Genomic DNA, 26,486 nt, shown 5'->3' with positions numbered 1-26,486 from the left:
AATCCTCTGTCTTCAGACAGGGGAGCTTCAATTGAGAGCACTGCTGTACATGTGGTTGCTGGTCTTGTTGAGCTGCGAGAAGGCGTCGAGCTGCCTGAGGCCTTCCGCAATCTGCTCGAACTCATGAGCCGACTCGATTTCGGAGAGCGGCATTTCGGCCATGCGGGAGAGCGTGCCGTAGAGTGCGCCCGCATACTTTCTGCAGGAGACGGGCTGCAGCCTGCCTGATCGAAGCATGTATTCGAGAAACTGCATGGCGCCGAAGGACCTTGTGGTGAAGGAGATGGTGCCGGAAAGTATAGCAGCCTGCAGCGGAGCCGCAGGACGACCTCCCTCTCTCAGGCGAGCGGCTTGATGAGGTCGCGAACCCCGTTGAGGATTTCGTCGAGGATGCTGCCGTCCTCGTCGGACCTGCGTTCGATCGCCTTCTTTCTGGCGCGGCGCTCGGCGCGGCATGCCTTGCAGCGCGCGGGCAGCCTGTAGCCGAGGTTTCGCAGATGTTCAGCCTCGCCCTTCGTAATGCGAAAGAGCGACCCGCAGTCAACGCACGTGCGTTCGTACGCGGTGTCGGAAGGCTTGTCTTCGCTTGCTGCGGTCTCGGGCCCGGACGCCTTCGGCTCTGTCTTCGGAGCGGAAAGTGCGGGAGTGCCTGCGGCGCGGACCGTCGTTCTGGCGAGCACGCGCTCGGCGATCGAAATGCAGGCGCTGCAGACGCCGTTCCTGCCGTCGGTCTCGTCGTGCGGCCTGCCGCAGACGACGCAGGCGGGGCGTGCGGGAGGCAGGATCTTCCTGCCCGTCTTCGGATAGATCTCGTTGGCAAGCGGGTCGTCCGCGAGAAGCGTGCCGTCGAGAAGACGCTCGCGATAGGCGTTGAGGCGGAGGATCCATCCCGCAACGCCAAGGCGGTCGGCCTCGGCATGGAGGCTCCCTCTGCTGTCGAAGGTTCTTCCGAACGCCGACTTCAGGTCGTCGGGCAGATGGCTCCAGATGCGGGCCCTGCGGCAAAGCGTGAGCGGCTCGCCCCGGTGGAAGCCGGGATAGTCGAGAAGGAACGGATCCGAGGAGATCCTCCGTGCGCCGAGCCTGTACTTTCCGCTCTCGTCGAGGTCCTCGTCAGGCATGAGGAGCATGAAGATCAGGGCCGCGACGGCATGGTTTTCGCTGCTCTTCGAGCGCAGGAACGTGCTGAAGTCGCGTCCGCGGATTTCGGGCGCCGTGTACATCTCATGTCCGACGGGACAGGGAAGGTTGGCGACCTGAACGCTGTCGCAGTCGACGAGATACGCTTCGTCGGGCGAGACGATCCTGATGTTGCTGAGGTTGACGTCGCCCACGAGCACGTTGAGCCTGTGCAGGCTCCCGATCGTCTTGAGGATCGTGACGGCGAGCTGCACGAGGTCGGCGCGGCTCCAGCCCGCAAAGCATTTGTCGAGCGGTCCCTCGAGTCCGAAGCCCTTCGCTTCGGGCATCAGGCAGCCCGCGAAGAAGCCGTTGGAAAAGAGCATGCGCTGCGGCGCGCACACGCCCTTGAGGCGGATCGGACGCGAGGCGAGAAGGCGGACCTTCGCCTCCCGGCGGGTCGTGCACTTGTCGGCATGGTAGATCTTGGCGACCATGCCGTTGCCTGCGTCGTAGACGATGCCTTCGCCGCCCTCGCCGGTGCGGCCTGCGGAGACGGTGCGCGGGACCGACCTTCCTGCGGGCGGAACCGCCTCGGACGAGACGAGATGGGCGCGGATCATTGGTACGGACTGACGGGAAAAATCGTTCATATTCGGCGGAAACATAAGCTCCTGAGTCTGCGGGTGGTTGAGAAAGCCGAGGTCGCCGCGGGAGAGCAGGCGAAGCACGTGCACCGGATGAAAGTGCATGAACTCGTCCTGATTGCGGCTGTAGAGGCCGGCGGCGAGCCTTCTGTCCTGGGTGATGAGAAGAAGCTTGTGCTCGGCGCGCTGCTCGTCAAAGATCTTCGCGAAGACGGGGTCGGCAAAAACGTTTTCCTGCGAGCCCGGACAGTCGATCTCGCGCAGGACGTCAAGCTTGTCCAGAGCGTCGTAGGCGGCCAGACCGCGCATGGCAAGCTGGCGCGTCTGCTCCTTCGGGGAGGAAAGATTCTTCTCAAGCTCTCTTCGCACCTCCTTCGGACAGTGGATGCTCACGCCTGCGTCCCTTAAGGCTGCGGCGCTTCGGGTGAAGAACGGCTCGCACCCGGAGGACATGAAGGAGCATGTATCGACGAAGATCCTCCAGCCTTCGTCAAGGTAGGACTGGAGTTCAACGGGCTTGAGTTCGGTGGTGGTCGTGCTGAGGCTCTGCATGGTCATGGCTTTTTTCTCGGGTTGGAAGGATTTGTTGTCCGCCGCAGAAGGCGGAGCCTTTGCGGCGGGATGCATGTTCCTTGTGAAGGCGCATGGGACGGAGCCGGAATTTCGCAAATTTGCCTTTTCCCGGCCTCGTCTTACCAGAGGCGCATGGGAGGCGCGGGCATGGTGCCGTCGGCGTGCATGAGGCCCCGCTCCTTGATGAAGCCTCTCTCCGACATGGAAAGATGGGGACTGCATCTGTGGGGCTTTCGCTGCGGGCGGTAGCCTTCGCAGCGATAGGTCGTGATGAGGGTCTGGGTCGACGAGACGACAACAAGACCGCCGCGGCGCTCAAGCGTTTCGAGCGACCTGCGCATGTCCTGAAGAAGCGCGAGAAGCTTCCTGCAGTCGGCGGCGTCAACTTCCTCGCCGAGGCCGAGCCTGGCGGCTTCAGACAGAAGGTAGCTGCGGACGTGTTCGATGGCGGCGCCGGAGGTGATTTTGGCGATGTGGTGCGAGCGGCTCATGATGTCCTCCTTTGTGAGCGGTTGTCTGGCAAGTCTCACTTTAAGATCGGAGGCAGGTGCTCGGAGAAAGCGCAAATTTGCGGTTGCAGGTGCGGGCGGGGCGTTCGATCTGAGGACATCAGGCCGCAAATTTGCGGTTTCGGAGCCGATCTCCCCGTGATTTAACATGAGGGCATGAACAACCCGTCATGAGGAGACCAACCATGAACTGCACGCCGCATTGTTTTTCCGGAAGAACCAGGCATTTTTCCGATCGCTGCCGTCAGCGGCGCATCGAGGACTTCGAGGTGGATCTCGCGCTTTTGTTCGGCGTGTCGAAGGAAGACCGCAACGAGCTCGGCAAAAAGAGCTGCGCGACATTCGGGCGACTCAACATTTCAAGATCAGGCGCTTCCTTTGCCCGAAGACGAAGTCCCTGCGCGCCTTTACGCAGGTTTTCGGGTTTTGCCTCGTGACATCATGTTCCTGTCGTTCTAGACTCGGGATGTTGTGCCGCTCAGGCGGCACCGCCCCACAAGACCAAAGAGGAGAACATGATGAAGTCCTTCAAGCTTCTGGCATCGATCGCGGCCATTTCCGCGGTCTTCGGCTGTGCGTCCACTGCCCCGTCCATGACGGACGGCACATACACGGGCGTCGGGCAGGGCAGGAACGGCGAGCTGACCGTCGAGGTCAAGGTTGACGCAGGAAAGCTTTCCGCCGTTCGCGTTGTGAAGCATGTCGAGACGGTCGGCATTTCGGACGCGGCCGTCAAGCAGATGCCTGCGCGCATCGTCGACGCCCAGAGCCTCAAGGTTGACGCCGTCTCCGGCGCCACGCTCACGAGCGAGGGCATCCGCACCGCCGTGGCCGACGCCATCAGGAAGGCGGGCGGCGATCCCGCCGCGTTCGCGACGGCTGTCGTGACGAAGAAGGCTGCCGCCAGACTCATCAAGGAAAAGGCCGACGTGGTCGTGGTCGGTGCGGGCGGCGCGGGCATCTCCGCCGCCGTTCGTGCCGAAACGCTCGGCGCCAAGGTGATCCTCATTGAAAAGATGCCGGTGATTGGTGGCGCTACGGCGCTCAACGCGGGCACGCTGATCGCCACGGGCTCCCGCTTCCAGCGCGAGGCCATGCACGAGACGAAGGACTCGCCCGAGCTTGCCACGAAGGACATCTTCCGCGTCGGCAAGAACCGCAATGATCCGGTTCTTGTCAAGCAGGTGACCGAACGCGTGGGCGGCGTCGTGGACTGGCTCGTCTACGACCTGAAGATCCCGTACGGTCCCGCGGCAACGCAGTATCCCGACCATTCGGCCAACCGCCAGCTCGGCGTTCAGGGCCGATCGGTCAACTACCTAAACCTGATGAAGGGAAAGTTCCTCGACATGGGCGGAAAGCTCATGCTTGAGACGCGCGCCGAAGAGCTTCTTCGTGACGACGCGGGCCGCGTCGTGGGCGTGCGCGCCAAGGATGCGCAGGGCAACACCGTCGAGCTGACGTCCAAGTCCGTGATTCTCGCCTCGGGCGGCTACGGCGCAGTGAAGAGCATGCTCCCGAAGGAGATGAGCAACTACGTCTTCTACGGCCTTGACAGCGAAACGGGCGACGGCTACAGGATGGCCACGGCGATCGGCGCCGACACGATCAACATGGACCTCGTCAAGATGTACCCGCAGGGCGTCGAGACGGTGCCGGGCCATGGTCTTGCGGCCACCGCGAGCTCGACCGACACGATGAAGAAGTCGGGCGCCATCTACGTCAACCGCGACGGCCGTCGCTATGTGAACGAGCGCGCCTCCCTGGGCGAACTCACCGACACGACGGTGGCTCAGCCCGGCCACATCGCCTACATCGTGATGGATGCGAAGGCCTGGAAGGAATACGTTGCGAAGTCGCTTGAGGACAAGCTCGTTCCCGACGAAGCTGCGCTCATGAAGTGGACGAAGATCGTCAACAACGGCCGTCCCGTCATGGCCGTTGCGGACACGCTCTCCGAAGCTGCGGGCGTGATGGGCGTCGACGCCAAGGGGCTAGAGGCTACGGTGCGCGACTGGAACAGGATGGTTAAGCAGGGCAAGGACACCGCCTTCGGCCGTCAGATCACGGGCGGCATCGGTGAAGGTCCGTACTACATCGTCGAGCAGAAGGTCCGCTATCAGACGACGCTCGGCGGCCTGCGTGCGGGCGAAGGCCTGCGCATCCTTGACAAGAGCGGCAAGCCGATTCCGGGTCTCTTCGGTGCTGGCTGCGTCGTGGGCGGCGCCAACGGCGCGGACTCCATGACCGCCATGATGAACTCCTGGGCCATAGTCTCGGGCGTCATCGCGGCTGAAACGGCCGTCGGCAAGTAAGTCGTGAAGGAGCCGCCCGTGCGTCGGGCGGCATCATGAAGGCCATGAGGGCCGTTCATCCTGTTCGGATGAGCGGCCCGCGGTGTTTTCGGCGGATGCACAAAGGCCGCGACGGGAAACCAGAAATCGTCGCGGCCTTTGGGAAGTGGTGGATTCGAGCCTTGTTATTCGGCGGCGGCAGCCTTGGCGGGCGTCTTGCAGGCCGCTTCCATGCGGTCGAAGAAGGAGGCCTTTTCGTCGTCGTCACGCCAGTTCTGGAACACGGTGGCGAGCATCGGGCCGGCCACGTTGTGCCAAAGGGCGGCGATGGCGGCGGGGAGTGCGGTCATCGGATTGGCTGCGAAGTGAACGGAGGCGAGGGCGACGCCGAGGCCCGAGTTCTGCATGCCGACCTCGAAGGCCATGCACTTGCATTTGGCGAGGTTCATGCCGGACCACTTGGCGACGAGGAAGCCGAAGAGCATGCCGAGGGCGTTGTGCAGGACGACTGCGACGAAGACCAGAAGGCCGGTGTTCATCAGCTGCTGACGGGACGCGGCGGTGACGGCAGCGGCGATCAGCACGATGGCGAGGACCGAGACGAGCGGCAGGGCGGCGACGGCAGTGTCGATGCGGGCGCCGAGGAGCTTGTGGACGAACACGCCGGCGGCGATCGGAAGAAGGATGATCTGGACGATCGACATGAACATCGCGGTCGGATCGATCGCAAGCCACTGGCTGGCGAAGAGATACATCAGCGCGGGCGTCATGACGGGGGCGAGGAGCGTCGTGCAGGACGTGATGGTGACCGAGAGGGCGACGTCGCCGCGGGCAAGGAAGGTCACGACGTTGGACGCCGTGCCGCCCGGACAGCAACCCAGAAGCATCAGGCCGACGGCGACGTCGGGCGGCAGATCCAGCGCATAGCAGAGCAGGAACGCGCCACCGGGCATGATCGTGAACTGGGCGAGGATGCCGAGGAAGACGTCGCGGGGACGGCGGAAGATTTCACGGAAGTCCGAGGGCGAGAGCGTGAGGCCCATGCCGAACATCACCACGCCGAGCAGAGGAGCGATCCAGGGACCAATCTGCTTGAAAATCTCCGGAAAAACGAAGCCGGCAATGCCGAAAATGACGACCCAGAGGGCGAACGTCTTGTTAACGAACTGGCTCATTTTTGCGAGGACTTTCATCATGATTTGCGTCGGCTCCGACTTATTCGGTCAGGCCGCTCCATGTGGCGAAGGGGTGAAAAAAGGATTTCATGGTTTCCTTCCGGACCGCTTGCACGGTCCGGCTTCCGTGGTGATCCCGGCGCCGCGGGTGGAAAAAAGGTTGTGGGCGTCGGGATGATTCCAATTTATCCGAAGGAAAATCCGCCGTCTCTAGGGCGAATTGCCTAGGACACAGGGAAAGCGGGGGAGTAGTGACTGCACGCAAGGTGCCTCGGACGATTCTCTTAGGGAGGTTTGCCTAGATGATTCGGAATCATCGGAAGCGTGTGGAAAGTCAGGGCCTCGCACCGTTCCTGTTCCGCAAAGGCTTGGTCAGGACCACGCGGATGTCGATTTGACGCGTGTTCCGGGAAAACCCCTATTTGCCCGACTTCGCCTCTCTCCTGGGCCGGGACCGGCAGACTGCCCTGATTCGGAGGCCCGGGCCTGCGCCGCAGGCGCATCGAGGCGTTTTGGCGGGCGCAGCGGCTGCTAGAATCCTGGCATGAACGAGACCATGCCCATTTCCGCCGGCCTTCCCGCCGGCATGACGACGGACGCCTGTCTTGAGGCGCAGCTCCGCTCGGCCTTCCTCACGGGAGAGACCGACGGGGAGGAGGCCGGACTCCGGCCGGAATTCGTCATCAACGACCCCGACCGCAGGATCAAGGTCCTCACCGTGATCGAGGACGAACTCGCGCGATGCACGAGCTTCGACATCAGTGTCGCCTTCGTGACGATGAGCGGCATCGAGCCGCTTCTGCCCATCTTCGAGGAGCTGCGCGAACGAGGCGTGCCGGGACGCGTGCTGACGACGGACTATCTCGGCTTTTCGGATCCCGCCGCCATGCGTAAGCTCGCGAGCATTTCCAACATCGAGGTGAGGCTCTACAGAACCGAGGGAAACCGAGGCTTTCACACGAAGGGATACATTTTTAATTCGGGCGACGTCTGCCGCTTCCTGATCGGAAGCTCGAACCTGACGGGCACGGCGCTCGCGACGAACCGTGAGTGGAACGCAAGGCTCGTCTCGAAGCAGACGGGTGCCTTTGCAAGGGCGCTTCAGGCCGAATTCAGGGCGCTCTGGGACCATCCGCTCAGCCGTCCCCTCCATGAGGTGATCGACGCCTACGAGGCCGAGCGCAGGGCGCACATGGCGGCCCAGATCGAGGTGATGAGGCGCCTGCCGCTTCCCGTTTCGCCCGTGCGTCCCGAGCCCAACTCGATGCAGCGCGCCTTCGTCGAGAATCTTCTCAGGATCGCGGGTTCGGGCGAGCGCCGCGCGCTGCTCATTTCCGCCACGGGCACGGGCAAGACCTATGCCGCGGCCTTCGCCGTGCGTGAGCTCAAGCCCCGCAGGATGCTCTTCGTCGTGCACCGCGAGCAGATCGCGAGACAGGCGATGGCAAGCTTCAGGCGAGTCCTGGGCGAAGAAGAGCTCACCTTCGGGCTTCTCGGCGGCGGGCAGAACGAGGCGGGCGCGGACTGCGTCTTCGCGACCATGCAGACGCTCGCGCGAGAACGCGTGCTCGGCGCGCTGGATCCGAAGGCCTTCGACGTGATCATCATCGACGAGGTGCACCGCGCGGCGGCCGAGAGCTACAGGAAGATCATGGCGCACTTCGAGCCGAAGCTCTGGTTCGGCATGACGGCAAGTCCCGACAGGCCCGACGGCGCGGACATCTACGCGCTCTTCGACCACAACATCGCCTACGAGATCCGCCTGAGCACGGCGCTCGAGGAGGACCTTCTCTGTCCGTTCCACTATTTCGGCGTGAAGGACGTTACGGTGGGCGGCATGATGCTCGAGGACCTCTCCGACTTCAGGCTTCTGACGGCCGAGGAGCGCGTCTCGAACATCCTCGACCGCGCGCAGTACTTCGGCTGGAGCGGCCCGCGCGTCAAGGGCCTTGTCTTCTGTTCGAGCACGATGGAGTGCATCGAGCTTTCGAAGCTCTTCAACGAACGCGGCCTCATGACGGTCGCGCTCACGGGCAATGATGAGCAGAGCCTGCGCGAGGAGGCGATCTACCGCCTCTTGCACGGCGTGGGCGACAACAGGCTCGACTACATCTTCACGGTCGACATCTTCGCCGAGGGCGTCGACATTCCCGAAGTCAACCAGGTCATCATGCTGCGTCCGACGCAGAGCGCGATCGTCTTCGTGCAGCAGCTCGGCCGAGGCCTTCGCAAGGCACCCGACAAGGAATTCGTGGTCATTCTCGACTTCATCGGGAACTACCAGTCGAACTTTCTGATTCCGGTGGCGCTCGCCGACGACCGCTCGTACAACAAGGACAACATGCGCCGCGCGCTCGCCGTCGATCTGAGGCAGATTCCGGGAGCCTCGAGCGTGCACTTCGATCCGATCGTGCGCAAGCGCATCTACGAGTCGATCGACCGCGCGAGCGTGAGCGACACGAAGCTCATCCGTACGAGTTACGAGCAGCTCAAGGCCAAGCTCGGCCGCATTCCGGGGCTTCTCGACTTCGACAGGTTCGGCTCGATCGATGCCGTCAAGTTCTTCGAGAAGTTCGGCTCCTACTACGCCTTTCTCGAAAAGTACGAGAAGTCCTTCACGACTAGGCTCTCGACGCGCGCCGCAGGCATGCTCGCCTTCCTGTCCGTGAAGGCGGGCGCGGGCAGGCGCGTTTCCGAGGCGATTGTCATCAGGGACCTGCTCGCGGGCAGGCCGGACCTTGAGACGGGACTTCGCGAGGGACTCGCCCGCTACGGGATCGAGCCCTCGGCCGCGCATCTCTCGAGCGTCTTCGGCTTTCTTTCGAACCGCTTCGTGAAGACCGCCGACGAAGCGAAGCAGCGCGCCGGGATGGTCTTTGTCGAGTACGACGCCGCGCTCGGATGGCGCATGGCCGCGGAACTTTGCGAGGAGCTCGGCCGAAGCGCGGAGTTCCGCACGATGCTCGCGGAGCTCGCGGGCTTCATGGTCTCGCGCTACGAGGCCAGGTTCTCGAAGCGCTACGCGGGCACCGACCTCGTTCTCTACGAAAAATATACGTACGAGGACGTCTGCAGGCTGCTCAACTGGCCGACCAACATGAACGCCCAGAACATCGGCGGGTACTTCTACGAGAAGACGACGAAGACGATGCCCGTCTTCGTCAACTACCACAAGGCCGAAGGCGCGATCGCTTACGAGGACCGCTTCGTCTCGCCGTCGCACATCGTGGCGCTCTCGAAGACGAAGCGCAGGACAACGTCGGCCGACGCGGACCACATCTATAAGCGCACGCCCGAGGACAAGGACAACAGGATCCTTCTCTTCGTGCGCCGCAACAAGGAGGACAAGGGTGAGGCGAAGGCCTTCTACTTCCTCGGGGAGGTTGAGGCGCAGGGCGAGCCCGTGCCCGTGACGCTTCCCGCAACGGGCGACCGCGCCTTCGAGATCGATTACAGACTCGACGTGCCCGTGCGTTCCGACATCTACGCCTACGTGACGATGGCCGAGGATTAGAATCCGAAGGCGCGCGGCACGGCGGCACGAAGCCGACAAAAGCTCAATTCAAAACAGCAAGGAGTATGAATGAAGACGATCGAAGTGGTCGCGGCCATCATCGAGCATGAAGGCAGGATTCTCGCCACCCAGCGCGGGTACGGCGACTTCAAGGACGGGTGGGAGTTTCCCGGCGGCAAGATGGAGCCCGGCGAAACGCCCGAGGCCGCCATCGTGCGCGAGATCGAGGAGGAGCTCAAGGTGACGATTGCACCCAAGACCCTCGTGACGACGGTCGAGTGCGACTATCCGAAGTTTCACCTCACGATGCACTGCTTCCTTTCGTCCATCGTGAAGGGAGAGATCTGTCTCGTCGAACATGAGGCGGCGAAGTGGCTCTCGCCCGACGAGCTCGACAGCGTCGACTGGCTGCCTGCCGACGTGGAGGTCGTCGAGAAGCTCAAGACGCTGCTCTGACAAAGGTCTCGAAGGGAGAAGAAGGGCCCGCTTCGGTTTCGAGGCGGGCCTTTTTCGACGGCGGATGCGCCGCGTGAACATTCGTCACAAAAGAGTGCTTCGGGGAGAGGGGCTTTTTCGCTGCGCTCGAGTACGATCAGGCGTGAGCCGGTCATTTGCGACTGCCTGAAGGAGATTCTCATGACGATGTCAAATCTCCCGCATGACCGGGTTCCGGGGCCCGGCAGGATCCATGTCTTCTGCGAAGGCGAGACTGAGGTGCTCTATTTGCAGGACTTCTGCAGGCTGATCGGCCTTTCCGGAAAAAAGGCGGTCATCTCCGTCTGTCCCGTGAAGAATCCCGCACGGGCGATCGAGTGGATATGCCGGCAAGTGCCCGGCGTTTCGAAGGCGTCCGCCGCCTCTCCCGAGTGCTGGCTGGTCTTTGATCGCGACCGCCATGAAGGCTTTCACGAGGCGTTCGAGCTTGTGAAGCAGCATCCCTGCATACATCTTGCGGCCACGAAGCCGTGCTTCGAGTACTGGCTGCTTCTTCACTTCGATGATTTTCAGGATGATCTTCCTCTGGCGCAGGGTTGGTCCGTTGCGAAGCGGCAGGTGCAGGGGAAGCAGGTGGCTCCGGACAGAAGCGTCCGGATGACGATGGAGTTTCTGGAACGTGTTGCTCATCCCGAGGCCGTGCTCAAGCGCCTGAAGAAGCACATGCCCGGTTACGGCAAGAACAAGGCGGGCGTGTTCGAGCAGCTTTTCCCGTTCTTGGGAACCGCTCTGTGGCGCACGCTTGGAGGCGTGGATCCCGAGTACGGTCATGGTTCGCGACTGCCTGAACTCCTCGAGCGGCTCTGCTCTCTTGCGGGCACCACGATCGTCGATGTTGCGTGCCGCCAGGCGTTAGAACTTGCTTCGAGGTGCCTGGCGAAGGCCGGCGGTCGTTCTTCGGGCACCTGCGTTCGGCAGAAGGCCAGGCCGGCTGCACCGAAGAATCCCCGCGCGTCAGGCGTCACGAGGATGCCGCAGTGTTGCGCCTGAGGGTGTTCCGTGAAGTGAACGGTCAAATGAAAGGCGCCTTCGGAATCCATGGAATTCGCGAAGGCGCCCTGATTTTGAGTGACTTCAGAGGGGAGGCCGTCAGGCGGCCTTCTTCGGCGTCACGAGGCTCAGTGCGATGCCGACGACGAGGCCGACGGCGGCGGGAAGCATCCAGTCAAGGCCTTCGGCCGCGAACGGCATGGCGGCGAAGAAGTCGGCGAGGACCGGCAGCTTGAAGCCTGCCTGGCCGAAGCCCGCCGTGATGGCGGCGGCGCCCGTGAAGAGCATCGTCATCGGGTAGGCGAAGCGGTGCTTTTCGATGAACGGGTGCAGGAAGGCGAGGATGATGAGCACGAGCGCAAGCGGATAGATCGCGACGAGGACGGGGACCGAGAACTTCAGGATCGCGGTGAGGCCGGCGTTGGCGATGATCGTGCTCGTCACGGCGAAGACCGTGAGCCAGCCGCGGTAGCCGAGAACCGGGAACGTGTCGCGGAAGTAGTTCGAGCAGCAGGAGAGCAGGCCCACGCAGGTGTTGAGGCAGGCGATGAAGAAGATCGCGCCGAGGATGAAGAGGCCGGCGTGGCCGAACTGCTGGATCACGACGCCCGTGAGGGTCTGGGCGCCGTTTTCGCCCGTAAGGCCCGCACCGCCCGCTTCGGCGCCGATGTGCGCAAGCGCGGCATAGACCGTGATGAGCAGAAAGCCCGCGACGAAGCCCGCGAAGATCGTCTCGCGGACAACGCCCGAGTCCTTCGTGACGCCGAGCGCGCGGATGTTCATCGCGATGATGAGGCCGAAGTTGAGGGCCGCGAGCGTGTCCATCGTCTGATAGCCCTCGATGAAGCCGCGGACGAACGGCGCCGCGTCATAGGGGGCGCGCACGGCGCCGTACTCGCCGAGCGGATGCACGATGGCGGCGATGAAGAGCACCGCGATGAGCGTGAGCAGCGTGGGCGAGAGGATCTTGCCGAGGCGCTGCGTGAGCTTTTCGGGGTTGAGTGCGATCGTGAAGGCGAGCAGGAAGAAGAAGACGGAGTAGGCGGCCTGGGCGACGGCATGGGCCTCGAAGCCCATGATGGTGCCCGAGAGCGCGCCTTCACCTGCGAAGAGTGGCGCAATCGCCATCTCGAAGGACGTGCCCGCCGTACGGGGAATGGCGAGGCAGGGACCGATCGAGAGGTAGATCAGAAGCGTGAAGAGGAAGGCGAAGGCCGGGTGGACGCGGTTGCCGAGCGCCGTGAGGCCGCCCGAGCGCGCGACGGCGGCCACGCCGAGAATCGGGAAGAGCACGGCCGTGACGGCAAAGCCCGACATGGCGGGCAGGGTTGCGTCGCCCGCAAGGGCGCCGAGGAACGGCGGGAAGATCAGATTGCCCGCGCCGAAGAACATCGAGAAGAGCGTGAGGCCGATGAGGCAGCGCTCCTTGAGAGTGAAGCTTTTCATAGTGTGCTGTGATTGTGTGTCTGTCTGCGCGCGCGTCCTCTCGATCGCGCGCCTGACCGCAGCCGGCCTCTTTCGGACGGCTTTTGCGGAGATCACGAACAATAGCACAGGGCGGATGAGGCTGAAATCGGGGAAAGCGTTGAGGGGCGCGGTTTCGCCGCAGCACGAGGAGGAAGTCCCTGGAAGCAGGATGCAAAGGCGGAAGGGAGGAGAAAGCGGACAAAAGAAAAGTCCCTGCAGACTTGCATCTGCAGGGACTCAAGAATCTGGGGTGGGAAATGGGACTCGAACCCACGACAACCGGAATCACAATCCGGGACTCTACCAACTGAGCTATTCCCACCAGTCTTTTTTGTTTTCTCAAGAGCATGTCGTTCTCGAGAGACTTGAATTGTACAGGAAGTTTCGGGTTTTGCAAGGGGTGCGGATTGAAAATACCATAAACACGGTATACGGTGTTGCACGTGACTGCGGCACATTGAATTTCGTGGTTTTGTAACAAATGCGGGTAGGCGACCGTTTTGCACGCACCCGTGCGGATCCGCTGAAGGCGGCGGGCGCATGGGCTAAAATCACGGCTTTCCGTTCACCATCCCATATATAAAAGGAGAATCCATGGCCCGAGGTCCTCATCTGAGCGAACTCGCCGCCGAGTGGCAGGCGCTGGGCGCGAAGCCCCAGCACGTTCGGCGCATCTTTCTTGCCTGGGCGGGGCTTGCCCCGTGGGAGGCCAGAAAGGGCGAGAGCTTTCCGAAGGCCGTGGCCGAGGCGCTGCCCGACATCAGGGAGCGTCTTGACCGCCTCACGCATGCGCTGCCCGTTCGAAGCGCCGAGGCCGAGACCGTCAAGCTCATTCTCGGGCTTGAGGACGGCGAGTGCGTCGAGTCGGTGCTGCTGCCCAGGCAGGGACTGTGCGTCTCTACTCAGGTGGGCTGCGCCGTCGGGTGCGTCTTCTGCATGACGGGCAAGGGCGGCCTCGTGCGCCAGCTCTCGAGCGCCGAGATCGTCGCGCAGTACTGCGAGGCCAGGCGGGTGCGCAGCGACGTCAGGAAGATCGTCCTGATGGGCATGGGCGAACCGAGCCACAACCTCGACGCCGTCTGCGAGGCGGTGGAGTTCTTCGGCAACGTGTGCGGACTCGCGCACAAGGACATCGTGGTCTCGACCGTGGGCGACCACAGGCTCTTCGATCGCCTGCCCGCGCTCTCCGTGCGTCCCGCGCTCGCGCTCAGCCTCCACACCACGGACAACGCGCTGCGCAGGAAGCTCCTCACCAACTCGAAGGACATTCCCGTCGAGACCCTCCTCGAGAGAACACTCGACTACGCCGATGAGACGGGATATCCCGCCCAGATCGAGTGGACGCTGATGGCGGGCATCAACGACGCGCCCGAGCAGGTCGAGCGTCTGGCCGATCTCATCGAGGGACGCTACGCCATGGTGAACTTCATCGCCGTCAATCCCGTCGAGGGCTCGGGCTTCAGGAGGCCCGAGTCGGCCCACATGCAGGACCTCATCACGATCCTGCGCAGACGAGGTACCGTCGCGACCCTTCGCGACAGTGCGGCTCAGGACATCGAGGGCGGCTGCGGACAGCTCCGCGCACGAGTCATCGGCATCAGGAAGGAGCAGGCCTGACGGTCCGTTGCTTCGGTTTCAGAGGCCGCCTGTGGGCGGCCTTTTCTTCTCTGGGAATTGAGGATGGCATTCGCCTTTCTTCGCAGATGTTTTGCTTCGCCGGACAGGTTCTCCCGAAGGAGCCCTTCGCCTGTGTTCATGCACCGGCACCTCTGCACGGCAGGTCCCGGTGACAGGGAAAATTTCCTGTGAGTCAAGCTCTTCCTGGGTCCCTGACCTTTCCCTGTAACAGGCTTTGGCTGTTATTTTTTGTGGGATCGAATTCTTTTCTCTTGAAAGAGGGGCTGAAAACTGCGGAGTTTCTATCCAATTCTGGAGTGGCTCGGTTGTTCTGATGCACTCTGCCCGCCTGCATCAGTCCGGCGGGCGCAACTCCTGAAAACCACAAAGCCCGGACGGCTCTTGCGCTTCCGGGCTTCAGTCATTAGGCTGCTTTTGCAGATCAGATCAGATCAGATCTGTTCGTAGATCTTGGAAAGCTGTGCGAAGACGGCCTTGTCTTCTTCAGTGGCTTCGCGATAGGCTGCGTCGGAGAAGGCGACGCCTGCGATGTCGGCCGCAGTGTAGAAACGGAGTTTTTCGGTCACGCCGGAATTGCTGCCGCCGCCGATCTGGAAGCCGATCATCTTGATTTCGTTGGTGGGCGTAAGGCCGCAGGCATAGGGGACGACCACGCGTTCAAAGCCGTGGTATGCAAATTCCAGGGCCTTCTTTTCCTTGATCGCCTGTGCGATCGTGTCAACTGTCGTCATTTCAATTCTCCTTGGTCGGAAAGTTGCGTCGAATATTTCGGACATGTGCTTTAAGTATCTGCTCAATTGAGTGTAAATGACATGACTTGGCTCAAAAGATTGATATGTCGATACAAAAGAATGGGTGACGATCGGCGAAGAAGAGGTGGAAATGCAGGGTTTTCGAGGGCTTTTCGCGGGAGATGTTTTGCAGTATAAGCTGAACGGCGTGCGTGTTCCGGCCGGCACTCAGGCAGTTGAGCTGATGCTCGGTACGTCGTGCCTCAGCGGCTCGCAACCTTCCGGGCGGCGATCATCCCGTTGATGATGCAGATCGTGAGGGTGTTGGAGCCGAGGCGGACGGTGCCGTGGACGCCACCCATGCAGTGGGCTTGGGCGAAAAGCGCGTGACGCACCAAGGGCCGTCAGTCCGGGCTCTAAGACATTTTTCCAAGGTCGCGATGTAATACCTCAAGGTTCGCTCACTTTCACATGACGCTTCGAAAGGCTTCTGCTAGAGTTCAATCACGGTCTTCTGAGAGTTGACCGAAACGGAAACGCCCGGCAGGTCCGGGCTCGCCTTCAGACGAACCCGAGGGGTTCTCGTCAAAGGCGACCTTCTCCAGAACAGTCATCCGAATCCTCTTCGGCCTGATGCGGCATCCTCGGCCGCACGGACTGCTCTGATGTTTCTGCGAAACGGACGGACAACGTCCCCGTCCGACAATCCCAAAAAACTTTTTCCGCAATCAACATCCGGAGAACACAAATGAATCTCTCCCGACTTTTCGCACCCATCGCTCTCGTGTCCGCCATTGCCCTGTCCGGCATTTCCGGCAGCGCCCTCGCCGACACGACGCTTCGCATCGGCGTCACGCCCGTGCCGCACGCCGACATCGTCAACTTCATCAAGCCGACGCTTGAGAAGGAAGGCGTCAAGCTCGAGGTGGTGGAATTCAACGACTACATCCAGCCGAACCTCGCGCTCGATGCGGGCGAACTTGACGCCAACTATTTCCAGACGATTCCGTATCTGGAGGAAATGGTCAAGTCCCGCGGCCTCAACCTGCACATCCTCGTCTCCGTGCATCTCGAGCCGATGGCCCTCTACTCCAAGAAGGTGAAGAGACTCGCCGACATTCCGGCAGGCGCCAAGGTGGCCGTGCCGTCCGACCCGACGAACGAGGGGCGTGCACTCAAGGTGCTCGAGCACGCGGGCCTCATCAAGCTCAAGGACGGCGCGACACTCCTTTCCGGCATCGACGACATCGTCTCGAACCCGAAGAAGCTGAAGTTCGTCGAGCTTGAGCCCGCTCTTCTGCCGCGCGCCCTCGACGACGTGACGGCCGCCGTCATCAACGCCAATTACGCGCTCGAAGCGGGCTTCAACCCGGCGAAGAACGCCATTGCGCTGGAGGAAAAGAGTTCGCCCTTCGGCAACGTCGTCGCGATCCGCGAAGGGGACGACAAGAAGGAGGCCTTCCAGAAGCTCAAGAAGGCGATCACCTCTCCTGAAGTGAAGAAGTTCATCGAGGAGAAGTATCAGGGCGGCGTCCTTCCCGTCTTCTGAAAATTGCGTTAGTCTGAAGTGAAATGCAAGGCAAGGCCGGTCCGGGTTCGACCCGTGCCGGCCTTTGCGTCGATCTGGAGAATGATCATGACCCGTACCGACAAGCTCGTCGCCGCCCACTGGGGTGTCGCCCGCGTCCGCATGACGGACGGCCGTCCCGCGCTCGTTCCGATCGTCGAGGACATGAGGCCCTCGGAACGCATGGCCGACTATCTGGCGGGGCGTGATGGCGCCGAACGCCTTCTCGCTCCGAAGGTCCGTGAAGGCTATCTCAGGGCCTGCCGCGAGGGACGCGATCCCGCCCTGACCCGTGAGGGCCGCGGCAGGGAGGCCTTCGTCGAGGTCGAATGGGAGGAGGCGCTCGAGCTTGCCGCCCGCGCGATCGAGAGGACGTATGCGGACCACGGACCCTCGGCCGTCTGGGGCCGGTCCTACGGCTGGAAGAACACGGGCGAGGTCAACAATCCGATCGGACTCCTGAGAAGGCTGCTGATGCTCAAGGGCGGATTCGTGCAGACCTTCAACTCCTACTCCACGGCCGCCATCGCCGCCATACAGAAGGTGATCGCAGGAAGCGGAGACCCCGACGTGCCGCCTGCGGCCGAGGTGCTCGAGCATGCCGAGCGCGTCATTCTCTGGGGTGCGGATCCGGTCGTCACGAACGACATCGCCTGGACCACGACGCTGCACGACACGGCGAAGGTCTTCGAGGCGATGAGAACGAAGGAGGGACTCGAGGTCGTCGCCGTCAATCCCGTGAAGCCCGAGACGCTCGACGTCACGGGCGGGCGCTGGATCGCGCCGCTTCCCGGGACGGACGCCGCGTTCGCGCTCGGCCTCGTGCACACGCTTCTGGCGACGGGCAGGGCCGACCGTCATTTTCTCGACACCCGCACGACGGGCTTCGAAACGCTCGAGGCCTGCCTCAACGGACGTCTTGACGGCGTCGTCCGCGACGCCGCCTGGGCGGCCGGCATCTGCGGGCTCGACGAGAAGACGATCAGGGATTTCGCTGAGGAGCTTGCGGCGCACCGGACGATGATCATGCTCGGCTGGGGGCCCCAGAGGGCCCGCTACGGCGAGTCGACGGTCTGGGCCGTCTGGGCGCTCGCCGCAGCGCTCGGCCAGATCGGCGGACGAGGTACGGGCATCGGCACGCGCTACCACTACTCTTCGGGCGGCGCGGGCGCGTCGGCGGGCAGGGGCCTTCCGGGCCTTCCCGTCAACGTGGCGCCCGTCGGTCCCGTCACGCATCCCGAGCGGCTCCCGAAGCCGCTTCCCGTCGCCGCCGTTGCCGACGTGCTCCTGAATCCGGGAAAGCGCATCCGCTGCGGCGGCATCGAGCTCGAATACCCCGACATTCGCCTCGTCTTCTGGGCGGGCGGCAATCCCTTCGCGCACCATCCCGACACGGGACGCCTCGCCGCGGGCTTCAGACGGCCCGACGCCGTCATCGCCTGCGACGTCTTCGAAACGGCGACAACGAAATATGCCGACATATTGCTTCCCGCCTCGCATCCGCTGGAAAGAAGCGACATTGCGGGGATCGGCGGCTATGCCGTGCGTGGGATCGTGAGAAGCTCGCAGGTGTTCGAGCCCAAGGGAAATGTGCTTTCCGACTACGAGATCTTCAGGCGTCTTGCCGCGAAGCTCGGTCTTGAGGGCGTCTTCACGGAAGGGTTGGACGAGCAGGGCTGGCAGAGGCGCCTCTATGAGGAGGCCGTGCGCCGCGAGGCTGCGGCGGGGCTTGAGCTTCCCGACTGGGATGCGTTCGTGAAGAAGGGCATCGTGTTCTTTCCCGAGGCCGTCCCGGGGCCCACGGCGCTTGAGCGCTTTGCGGCCGATCCCGAAGGCGTGCCGCTCGCGACGGAATCGGGCAGGATCATGCTCGCGTCGAAGCGCGTCGCCGAGGCGGGGCTCGAGGACTGTCCCGGACATCCCGCCTATCTCGGCGAGCCCTCGAAGCCGGGCGAATACAGGCTCGTGAGTCCGAAGTCCGCCTGGCGGCTTCACAGCCAGCTCGACGCCGTGACGCGCAGGGCGCACAACACGGACGGGTGCGAGCCGTGCTGGATCAATGAGGACGATGCGGCGAGGCTCGGCATCTCGACGGGCGACGCCGTGAGGCTTTCGACGCCGAGAGGCTCGGTGCGCGCGGCCGCGGTCGTCACCGACAGGGTGCGCCCCGGCGTGCTCGCGCTCCATCACGGCGCATGGGCCGAGACGACGGAGGCGGGCGAGCGGGAGGACGGCGGTGTGAGGCTCGACTGCCGCCACGGCGCCGCCAACGTGCTCGTCCCCGACCTGCCCACCTCGGGCTGGAGCCGAGGCAACAACGCCGCAGCCTACGACGTGAGGCTCGAGCGCCTCTGACCGCCCGCCCGTGAGGGGGACGCGTGTTTTCAGGAGCCGTGCTAGCATCCAAACAACGGACGCGCACCCGAAGGTTCGTCGCCGGCGTTTCGCCGGCGCTGCTCGACGGCGGGCATTTCGCCCGACCCCGTCTCCGTTCGCGGCGAGCATCTCGTTGATCACGGTGATCAACGCTCTGTTCGCCGCCCGTTCGCCGCCCGGACCTCCAAGGGCCCCGGGTTCAAGTTCGGGTGCGCTTCCTTCCTTCCTTCCTTCCTTCCTTCCTCTCTCTCTCTCTCTCTCTCTCTCTCTCCTCTCCTTCAGAACCGTGCCTTTCGCGACGGCGGATTTTTGCAAAAACATGCCTTCCTGCATTTTTGCTGTCTTGCAAAAGCGTCACTTTTTGCAGAAAATCAAACTAGGTGAAATTCCCTAAGCACAAATTCATTTCTCATTAAAATCAACGACTTGGCAATAACCATGTGATTTTTTAGGTTTTTGCAATTGACGTCGGTTTTGCGAAGACATAAAGTTGTCTTGCCGCCCTTCGTGACGCGCATTGTGAAGATGCGGTCCGGGGCTTCGAACCCAGTTCAACGCACAACGACAAAGAGCCGACCTCATGATCTACACGGATCCCAAGCGCATCATCCTTTTCGACACCACGCTCCGCGACGGCGAGCAGGCCCTGCCTCAGAGCCTCTCCGCACGCGAGAAGATGCAGATCGCACTCGCCCTCGAGCAGCTCGGGGTCGACGTGATCGAGACGGGCTTTCCCGTATCCTCCCGCGGCGACTTCGAGAGCGTGCGCAGCATCGCCTCCGTTCTCAAGCGTGCGGTGCCCTGCGGCCTCTCCCGCGCCGTGGCGGGCGACATCGACGCCTGTGCCGAGGCGCTCAAGGCGGCCGAGCGATTCCGCATCCACACCTTCATTGCCACGTCCGACATTCACGTAAGGGACAAGCTGCGAAAGGACTTCGACAGGATCCTCGAGATGGGCGTTGAGGCCGTGAGGCGCGCCCGCAACTACACGGACGATGTCGAATTTTCCTGCGAGGACGCGGGCCGCACGCCGATCGACCATCTCTGCCGCATGGTGGAGGCCGCGATCGATGCGGGCGCCACGACCGTCAACATTCCCGACACCGTGGGCTACACGGTGCCCGAGGAGTTCGGCGGCATCATCACGACGCTTTTCAACCGCGTGCCCAATATCGACAGGGCGATCATTTCGGTGCACTGCCACAACGACCTCGGCATGGCCACGGCCAACTCGATCACCGCCATTCAGCACGGCGCGCGCCAGATCGAGTGCTGCATGAACGGTCTGGGCGAGCGTGCGGGCAACTGCTCGCTCGAGGAGGTCGCCATGGCGATCAAGCTGCGCGAGAAGTCGCTCGGCGGTCTCTACACGGGCATCAACCCGAAGCAGATCGCCCGCACCTCGGGCCTCGTCTCCAAAATCTGCAGCGAGCCCGTGCCCGCGCACAAGGCGATCGTGGGCTCCAACGCCTTCGCGCACTCGTCGGGCATTCATCAGGACGGCGTCCTCAAGAACCGCGAGACCTACGAGATCCTCACGCCCGAGAGCGTGGGCTTCACGGGCAACACGATGCGCATGACGGCGCGCTCGGGCCGCCACATGATCCGCGCCTCGCTCGCCAACATGGGCTACAAGGACGATGAATACGATCTAAACGAAATCTACGCGCGCTTCCTGAAGCTTGCCGACAAGAAGGGCCAGGTCTTTGACTACGACCTCGAGGCGCTCCTCTTCTGCTCCACGCTCGAAGAGGAGGAGAACACGTTCGAGCTCGATGCCCTGAGCGTGATGACGGGCGGTTCGCACTCGATCCCGACCGCCTCCGTTCGCCTGCGCGTCGGCAAGCGCACCCGCAGCGACTCCTCGATTGGCAACGGTCCCGTCGACGCGGTCTACAACTGCATCACGCGCCTCACCGGCATCCGCTGCGAACTCACGAGCTTCACGATCTCCGCCAACGGCGCAGGCATGGACGCACTCGGCCAGGTCGACGTCAACGTGAGGCACGAGGGCCGCATCTTCCACGGCATCGGCATGTCGGTCGACATTCTCGAGGCCGCCGCGCTTGCCCTGATCCACGCCAGCAACAACATCGACCGCGCGAACCGCATCCGCGAGACGCGCCGCCATGAGAAGGACGCGGACGTGCCGCAGCACCTGCCCTGATTCATCGGCATCAAGGTCAACCCCAAAACTCAACGACAGCATCAAAAGAGACAAGCATCATGCAGACACGCACGCATCACGTCGCCGTCCTCGCCGGCGACGGCATCGGCCCCGAAGTCATGGCCGAGGCGCTGAAGGTCATGGACGCAGCGGCGAAGAAATTCGGCTTCACGGTCACCCGCGACGAGCGCCTGGTCGGCGGCGCCGCCATCGACGCCTGCGGCAGGCCGCTGCCCGACGAAACCGTCGAGGCCTGCGACAGGGCCGACGCCATTCTGTTCGGCTCCGTGGGCGGCCCGAAGTGGGACGCGCTCCCGCACGAGTCCCGCCCCGAAGTGGGCGCGCTGCTCCCCCTGAGAAAGCGCTACGAACTCTTCTGCAACCTGCGTCCGGCCCGCTTCTACGAAGGCCTCGAGGGCCTCTCGCCCCTGCGCCGCGACATCGCCGAAAAAGGCTTCGACATGGTCTGTGTGCGCGAGCTCACGGGCGGCATCTACTTCGGTCGTCCGAAGGGGCGTGAAGGCGAGGGCGAGGCCGAACGTGCGTTCGACACCGAAACCTATACCCGCGCCGAAGTGAGGCGCATCGCGAAGCTCGCCTTCGAGATCGCCCGCCACCGCCGCGGCCGCGTGACGTCCGTCGACAAGGCCAACGTCCTCGCCACGTCCCGCCTCTGGCGTGAGACCGTCGAGGAGGTCGCGGCCGACAATCCCGACGTGACTCTCGAGCACATGTACGTCGACAACGCCACGATGCAGCTCCTCAAGGCGCCCTCGCAGTTCGACGTCGTGCTTTGCTCCAACATGTTCGGCGACATCCTCTCCGACGAATGCGCCATGGTGACGGGCTCGATGGGCATGCTCCCGTCGGCTTCGCTCGGCGGCTCGGGCTTCGGCCTCTACGAGCCCGCGGGCGGCTCCGCGCCCGACATCGCGGGCAAGGGCATCGCCAATCCGATCGCCCAGATCCTCTCGGCCGCCATGATGCTGCGCCATTCCCTCGGCGAATCCGAGGCCGCCGCCTGCATCGAGGCCGCCGTCGCGAAGGTCCTGAAGTCCGGCGTCATCACGGGCGACCTGGCCTCGGCCATGCCGGGCGCCACGGTCGTCGGCACCGCCGCCATGGGCGACGCCGTCGCCCGCGCCGTCGAGGAGGCCTGATCATGGGAAGGACGCTCTACGAAAAGGTCTACGACGCCCACGTCGTCAACGAGCTGTCGGGCGAACTGCCGCTCCTCTACATCGACCGCCATCTGCTCCATGAGGTCACCTCTCCGCAGGCCTTCTCGGGCCTGAGGGAGGCGGGCAGGAAGCTACGCCGTCCCGACCTGATGCTCGCGACGATGGACCACGACATCTCGACGCAGAAGGCGACGCTTGACGTCTGCAGTCCTATGGCGCGCGAGCAGGTGACGACCCTGATCCGCAACTGCCGCGAGTTCGGCGTGACGCTCTTCGGCCTGGGCCATCCCGGCCAGGGCATCGTGCACATCGTGGGTCCGCAGACGGGCTTCACGCTGCCGGGCACTACGCTCGTGTGCGGCGACAGCCACACGGCCACGCACGGCGCCTTCGGGGCACTCGCGTTCGGCATCGGCACGTCCGAGGTCGAGCACGTGATGGCGACCCAGACCCTCAAGCAGCAGCGCTTTAAGACGATGCGCATCGTCTGCGACGGCGTCCTCCCGAAGGGCGTCTACGCCAAGGACCTGATCCTCGCGATCGCCGCAAGGATCACGACCGCAGGCGGCACGGGCTATGCGATCGAATTCGCGGGCACGGGCGTCGAGGCGCTCTCGATGGAAGGACGCATGACACTCTCCAACATGGCCATCGAGGTGGGCGCCAAGGTGGGCATGATCGCTCCCGACGAGACGACGTTCGCTTATCTGAAGGGCCGTCCCTTCGCTCCGAAGGGCGAGGCCTGGGACGCCGCCGTCGAGTACTGGCGCACGCTGCGCTCGGACGACGACGCCGTCTTCGACAAGGAGGTTCACATCGACTGTTCGAGCCTTGAGCCGCACGTGACCTGGGGCACGAATCCGGGACAGGCCATGCCCGTGACGGGCAGGGTGCCCGTTCCCGCCGAAATGGCCGATCCCGTCGAGCGTGCGGGCGCCGAAGCCGCGCTCGCCTACATCGGCGTCGAGCCGGGTGCGCCCGTCACCGACGCAAAGGTGGACACGGTCTTCATCGGCTCGTGCACGAACGGACGTCTCGAGGACTTCCGCGAGGCGGCCAGAGTACTGAAGGGCCGCAGGGTGGCCGACGGCGTTCGCGCCCTGGCCGTGCCGGGCTCCATGGCCGTGCGCGCCGCGGCCGAGGCCGAGGGACTCGACCGGATCTTCATCGAGGCAGGGTTCGAATGGAGGCTTCCCGGCTGCTCGATGTGCCTTGCCATGAACGACGACCGCGCCGCCGAGGGGGCGCGCGTCGCCTCCACCTCCAACCGTAACTTCGTCGGCCGCCAGGGACGCGGCAGCCGCACCCATCTGATGAGCCCCGCATCGGCCGCCGCCGCAGCCGTTGCCGGCCACATCGCCGACGTCCGCGATTACATTTGAGGAGGCATGCAGAAATGGACAAGTTCACGACTCTGACGGGCGTTGCCGCTCCGCTCGACGCCGCCAACGTCGACACCGACCAGATCATCCCGAAGCAGTTCCTGCTTGCGGTCGACCGCAAGGGCTTCGGCGTGCATCTCTTTCACGAGCGCCGCTATCTTGACGACGCCGAGACGATCGAGAATCCCGACTTCGTGCTCAACAAGCCGGCCTACAGGAGCGCCTCGATCCTCGTCGCGCGCCGCAACTTCGGCAACGGCTCGAGTCGCGAGCACGCGCCCTGGACGCTGCTCGACTTCGGCATCCGCGCCATCATCGCGCCGTCCTTCGCCGACATCTTCAGCAACAATGCGCTCGGCAACGGGCTCGTGCTGGTGAAGCTCGCCGAGGAGGAGGTCGACGAGCTCTTCAGGATCCTCGAGGCCGATCCCGGCATGAAGGTGACGGTCGATCTCGTCACGATGACCTGCACGGCGGGCGAGAGGACCTGGCGCTTCACGCTCGATCCTTTCCGCCGCAAGTGCCTCCTCGAAGGCCTCGACGCGGTCTCGCTTACGCTCGAGCATGAGGACGACATCCGTGCAAGAGAGAAGCGCGAGCCCACCTGGCTCGTGCCTCATGTCGAGGACCTCAAGTCCTGTCCGGTCTGAGGCGCCTGCGCCTGAAAGAACGGAAGCCGCCCCGGTTCGCGTTGAATCGGGGCGGCTTCGTTTTTGTCCTTGTTCCTGGCTGGCGTTCTGGTTTTCGTCCTGAGGCGAAGCGTGCTTTTATGCGCCGGTCTTCGCCTTCGGATCCTCCCAGTGGGCGTGGACCGCGAAGAGTCCGCGCAGCCACTGCAGGGCGGGTTCGTCGGCGACGCGTTCGTGCCAGATGAGTCGGGTGTTGAAGGCGTCCCTGCCGCGGCCGCTTTCGGGATCGGGATGAATGGGAATGGCGACGATGCCGTCCCGTTCCTCGAAGAGTCTTGCCGTTTGCATGGGCATGACGGCCGTGAAGTCCGTGGCGTTGAGAAGCGAGGGGACGGCGAGGAAGTACGGGACCGTGACGGCGGTTTCCTGAAGCGCCTCGCCGAGCACGGTCGTCTCGTCCATGCAGTACACCTCAAGCCGGTTCTGGCCGCGGTTCGTGACCGAGATCTTGCGCCAGTGGCGGAGCATGTCGAGCGTGACCTCGCCCTTTTCGCGGGAGGTCTCGACCAGCGGATGTCCCTTGCGAACGCAGAGCGCGTAGCTGATCGGATAGAGGAGCAGGTCCTGAATGCCAGAGGGAGTCGAGTGTGTCTCGGGGTAAACCGCGCAGTCGAGAGTGCCGTCGGCGAGGTCGTCAAAGAGGCTGTCGGTGATTTGCCTGAAGGAGAGGGACGCCCGGGGCGCCGCCTCGAAGAACGCCTTGACGACGCCGCTCATCACGGCGCAGACGGCATTGTCGACGACGCCGATCCTGAAGGTGCGCGTGAGCGTGGCGGGATCGAAGCATGCGGGACGCTCGAGGCGGCGGAGGTTTTCGAGGAGCATCGCCACCTTCGGATAGAGCTCCGTCGCGCGCGAGGTCGGCACGAAGTCGGGCGAGGAGCGCAGAAAGAGCGGGTCGCCGAAGGTTTCGCGGAGCTTTCTGAGCGTGCGCGAGGCGGTCGAAAGGCTCAGTCCGCCTTCGGCCGCGGTGTTGCTGAGCGAGCGGGATTCGAAGAGCGAGACGAAGAAGATGAGATCCGAAACGGTCAGCGCGTCGAATTGCGAATATTCGGAAAACGGATTGGTCATGTTGCGCAAATTGCCTGCGGCAAACAGGAATGGTTGGATTGAAGGCGCATGGATAGACTTTTTTGCGTTGACCCAAGCAACGCAGGGCGCGCTCCGCGCCTGTTCTCCCATTGTTGCATAGACCGCAAAGGAAAGAAAAAATGACCTTCCAGAAATCCGCTCTCGCAACCGCCTGCGCACTTGCCGGCATGATGATCGTCTCCACGCCCGCCATGGCCATCGGCGGCGCCTCCGGTCCTCACGTCGGCTATCCGACGACCGGCAAGATCGGCGCCGTCAATCTCAACCCGTACGGCATCGCTCCGCTGACGGCCGTCATCCGCAACGGCGGCTACACCGTGACCGACGTGTCGGTCCGCATCGTGCCGAAGGAAGGCGGTCAGGAAATCGCCTACAAGGTGAGCGACACGCAGGTCCGCACGCACGGCGGCATTCCCGTCTTCGGTCTCTATCCCGACTGGCGCAACACCGTTGAGGTCTCCTATACGAAGACCTCCGAAGGCAAGTCCGAGCGCGTTGAGAAGGAAGCCTACAAGATCTACGCCGGTCCCGCCAACATCGCGACGGCAGGCTATGCGGGCGTGAAGTCCGTCTTCCCGAAGGCCAAGGTCAGGAAGATGTCCAAGGAGTTCGAGGACCGTCTCTACCTCATCAACAACATGATCGCCGCGACGCCCAACACGACGCGCGTCGTCTGGAACAACCCGATGGGCGGCGCCCTCGAATGGAACCGCTATCCGCAGAACGCCATCTACGACACGAAGGGCGAACTGCGCTGGTACATGGAGCCGTCCCGCATCTACGATCCGGACAACGTCTACAAGGCCGGCATCATGATGGGCTTCCGCCAGAACAATGACGGCGCCTTCACCTGGGGCTACGGCCAGCGCTACGTCAAGTA

The 26,486-nt window shown here is 63.4% G+C and carries 21 protein-coding genes and 1 tRNA gene; 13 read left to right on the top strand and 9 right to left on the bottom strand.

Annotated elements, in window-relative coordinates:
* Positions 1-27 precede the first annotated feature (27 nt).
* From HMPREF3036_RS07645 to HMPREF3036_RS07635, 3 genes are all read right to left on the bottom strand, one after another.
* Positions 28-255, bottom strand: coding sequence for a hypothetical protein (locus tag HMPREF3036_RS07645; protein ID WP_062333217.1), 228 nt, complete (start codon positions 253-255; stop codon positions 28-30).
* A gap of 83 nt (positions 256-338) precedes the next feature.
* Positions 339-2,324: a zinc-ribbon domain containing protein gene (locus HMPREF3036_RS07640; RefSeq protein ID WP_156469779.1), complete on the bottom strand. Its 1,986-nt coding sequence runs from the start codon at positions 2,322-2,324 to the stop codon at positions 339-341.
* Between the two features lie 134 nt (positions 2,325-2,458).
* Entirely contained in the window at positions 2,459-2,830 is a 372-nt protein-coding gene (locus HMPREF3036_RS07635; protein ID WP_062333211.1) for a hypothetical protein, read from the bottom strand.
* Between the two features lie 203 nt (positions 2,831-3,033).
* Between HMPREF3036_RS07635 and HMPREF3036_RS11905 the strand changes: the two genes are divergently transcribed.
* Positions 3,034-3,285, top strand: a complete 252-nt coding sequence (locus HMPREF3036_RS11905) for a hypothetical protein (RefSeq protein WP_005435026.1) — start codon at positions 3,034-3,036, stop codon at positions 3,283-3,285.
* A gap of 78 nt (positions 3,286-3,363) precedes the next feature.
* Positions 3,364-5,163, top strand: a complete 1,800-nt coding sequence (locus tag HMPREF3036_RS07630) for an FAD-dependent oxidoreductase (RefSeq protein WP_062333208.1) — start codon at positions 3,364-3,366, stop codon at positions 5,161-5,163.
* Positions 5,164-5,327: 164 nt separating this feature from the next.
* Here HMPREF3036_RS07630 and HMPREF3036_RS07625 read toward each other — a convergent pair whose 3' ends face one another.
* Positions 5,328-6,335, bottom strand: a complete 1,008-nt coding sequence (locus HMPREF3036_RS07625) for a bile acid:sodium symporter family protein (protein ID WP_062333220.1) — start codon at positions 6,333-6,335, stop codon at positions 5,328-5,330.
* A 526-nt stretch (positions 6,336-6,861) separates the two neighbouring features.
* Between HMPREF3036_RS07625 and HMPREF3036_RS07620 the strand changes: the two genes are divergently transcribed.
* The 3 genes from HMPREF3036_RS07620 to HMPREF3036_RS07610 all read left to right on the top strand — a co-directional run bounded on the left by HMPREF3036_RS07620 (position 6,862) and on the right by HMPREF3036_RS07610 (position 11,316).
* Positions 6,862-9,831 (top strand): DEAD/DEAH box helicase, encoded by a 2,970-nt coding sequence (locus HMPREF3036_RS07620; RefSeq protein WP_062333205.1) that lies wholly within the window; start codon positions 6,862-6,864, stop codon positions 9,829-9,831.
* 69 nt (positions 9,832-9,900) lie between these two features.
* Positions 9,901-10,287 carry a (deoxy)nucleoside triphosphate pyrophosphohydrolase gene (locus tag HMPREF3036_RS07615; RefSeq protein ID WP_005435032.1) on the top strand — a complete coding sequence of 129 codons (387 nt, stop codon included), beginning with the start codon at positions 9,901-9,903 and terminating at the stop codon, positions 10,285-10,287.
* 180 nt (positions 10,288-10,467) lie between these two features.
* Positions 10,468-11,316 carry an RloB family protein gene (locus HMPREF3036_RS07610; RefSeq protein ID WP_062333202.1) on the top strand — a complete coding sequence of 283 codons (849 nt, stop codon included), beginning with the start codon at positions 10,468-10,470 and terminating at the stop codon, positions 11,314-11,316.
* Positions 11,317-11,415: 99 nt separating this feature from the next.
* Here the strand turns inward: HMPREF3036_RS07610 and brnQ are convergent, their stop codons facing one another.
* Positions 11,416-12,762, bottom strand: a complete 1,347-nt coding sequence (gene brnQ, locus HMPREF3036_RS07605; protein WP_062333199.1) for a branched-chain amino acid transport system II carrier protein — start codon at positions 12,760-12,762, stop codon at positions 11,416-11,418.
* Between the two features lie 267 nt (positions 12,763-13,029).
* Positions 13,030-13,105: transfer RNA gene (locus HMPREF3036_RS07600), tRNA-His, on the bottom strand.
* Between the two features lie 272 nt (positions 13,106-13,377).
* On the opposite strand from HMPREF3036_RS07600, the gene HMPREF3036_RS07595 reads away from it, so the two are divergent.
* A complete protein-coding gene (locus HMPREF3036_RS07595; RefSeq protein ID WP_062333196.1) occupies positions 13,378-14,400 on the top strand; it encodes a radical SAM protein in 1,023 nt (340 codons plus the stop codon).
* Between the two features lie 452 nt (positions 14,401-14,852).
* On the opposite strand, the gene HMPREF3036_RS07590 is transcribed toward HMPREF3036_RS07595, so the two are convergent.
* A complete protein-coding gene (locus HMPREF3036_RS07590; RefSeq protein ID WP_062333193.1) occupies positions 14,853-15,152 on the bottom strand; it encodes a hypothetical protein in 300 nt (99 codons plus the stop codon).
* Between the two features lie 263 nt (positions 15,153-15,415).
* Complete coding sequence (locus HMPREF3036_RS12485) at positions 15,416-15,547, bottom strand: hypothetical protein (protein WP_255358818.1); 132 nt, start codon at positions 15,545-15,547, stop codon at positions 15,416-15,418.
* 353 nt (positions 15,548-15,900) lie between these two features.
* Between HMPREF3036_RS12485 and HMPREF3036_RS07585 the strand changes: the two genes are divergently transcribed.
* The 6 genes from HMPREF3036_RS07585 (at position 15,901) to leuD (ending at position 24,475) form a co-directional block, all read left to right on the top strand.
* Positions 15,901-16,701 carry a MetQ/NlpA family ABC transporter substrate-binding protein gene (locus HMPREF3036_RS07585; protein WP_062333190.1) on the top strand — a complete coding sequence of 267 codons (801 nt, stop codon included), beginning with the start codon at positions 15,901-15,903 and terminating at the stop codon, positions 16,699-16,701.
* Positions 16,702-16,788: 87 nt separating this feature from the next.
* Entirely contained in the window at positions 16,789-19,074 is a 2,286-nt protein-coding gene (locus HMPREF3036_RS07580) for a molybdopterin-dependent oxidoreductase (protein WP_197457961.1), read from the top strand.
* A 601-nt stretch (positions 19,075-19,675) separates the two neighbouring features.
* On the top strand, positions 19,676-21,262 hold the full coding sequence (gene leuA, locus HMPREF3036_RS07575; RefSeq protein ID WP_062333185.1) for a 2-isopropylmalate synthase: 1,587 nt from the start codon (positions 19,676-19,678) through the stop codon (positions 21,260-21,262).
* A 59-nt stretch (positions 21,263-21,321) separates the two neighbouring features.
* Positions 21,322-22,422, top strand: coding sequence for a 3-isopropylmalate dehydrogenase (gene leuB / locus HMPREF3036_RS07570; protein ID WP_062333182.1), 1,101 nt, complete (start codon positions 21,322-21,324; stop codon positions 22,420-22,422).
* 2 nt (positions 22,423-22,424) lie between these two features.
* Positions 22,425-23,825, top strand: coding sequence for a 3-isopropylmalate dehydratase large subunit (gene leuC, locus HMPREF3036_RS07565; RefSeq protein WP_062333179.1), 1,401 nt, complete (start codon positions 22,425-22,427; stop codon positions 23,823-23,825).
* A 14-nt stretch (positions 23,826-23,839) separates the two neighbouring features.
* Positions 23,840-24,475 carry a 3-isopropylmalate dehydratase small subunit gene (gene leuD, locus HMPREF3036_RS07560; RefSeq protein ID WP_062333176.1) on the top strand — a complete coding sequence of 212 codons (636 nt, stop codon included), beginning with the start codon at positions 23,840-23,842 and terminating at the stop codon, positions 24,473-24,475.
* 117 nt (positions 24,476-24,592) lie between these two features.
* Here leuD and HMPREF3036_RS07555 read toward each other — a convergent pair whose 3' ends face one another.
* Positions 24,593-25,585: a LysR substrate-binding domain-containing protein gene (locus HMPREF3036_RS07555; RefSeq protein ID WP_062333173.1), complete on the bottom strand. Its 993-nt coding sequence runs from the start codon at positions 25,583-25,585 to the stop codon at positions 24,593-24,595.
* Between the two features lie 140 nt (positions 25,586-25,725).
* Here HMPREF3036_RS07555 and HMPREF3036_RS07550 point away from each other — a divergent pair.
* A partial coding sequence (locus HMPREF3036_RS07550) for an aryl-sulfate sulfotransferase N-terminal domain-containing protein (protein ID WP_197457960.1) occupies positions 25,726-26,486 on the top strand: 761 nt, incomplete at its 3' end.

The sequence above is a fragment of the Sutterella sp. KLE1602 genome (assembly GCF_001578585.1).
GTDB classification, from domain to species: domain Bacteria; phylum Pseudomonadota; class Gammaproteobacteria; order Burkholderiales; family Burkholderiaceae_F; genus Sutterella; species Sutterella wadsworthensis_A.
The sequence above is the reverse complement of the archived record's forward strand: the minus strand, read 5'-3'. Positions and strand labels throughout refer to the sequence as shown.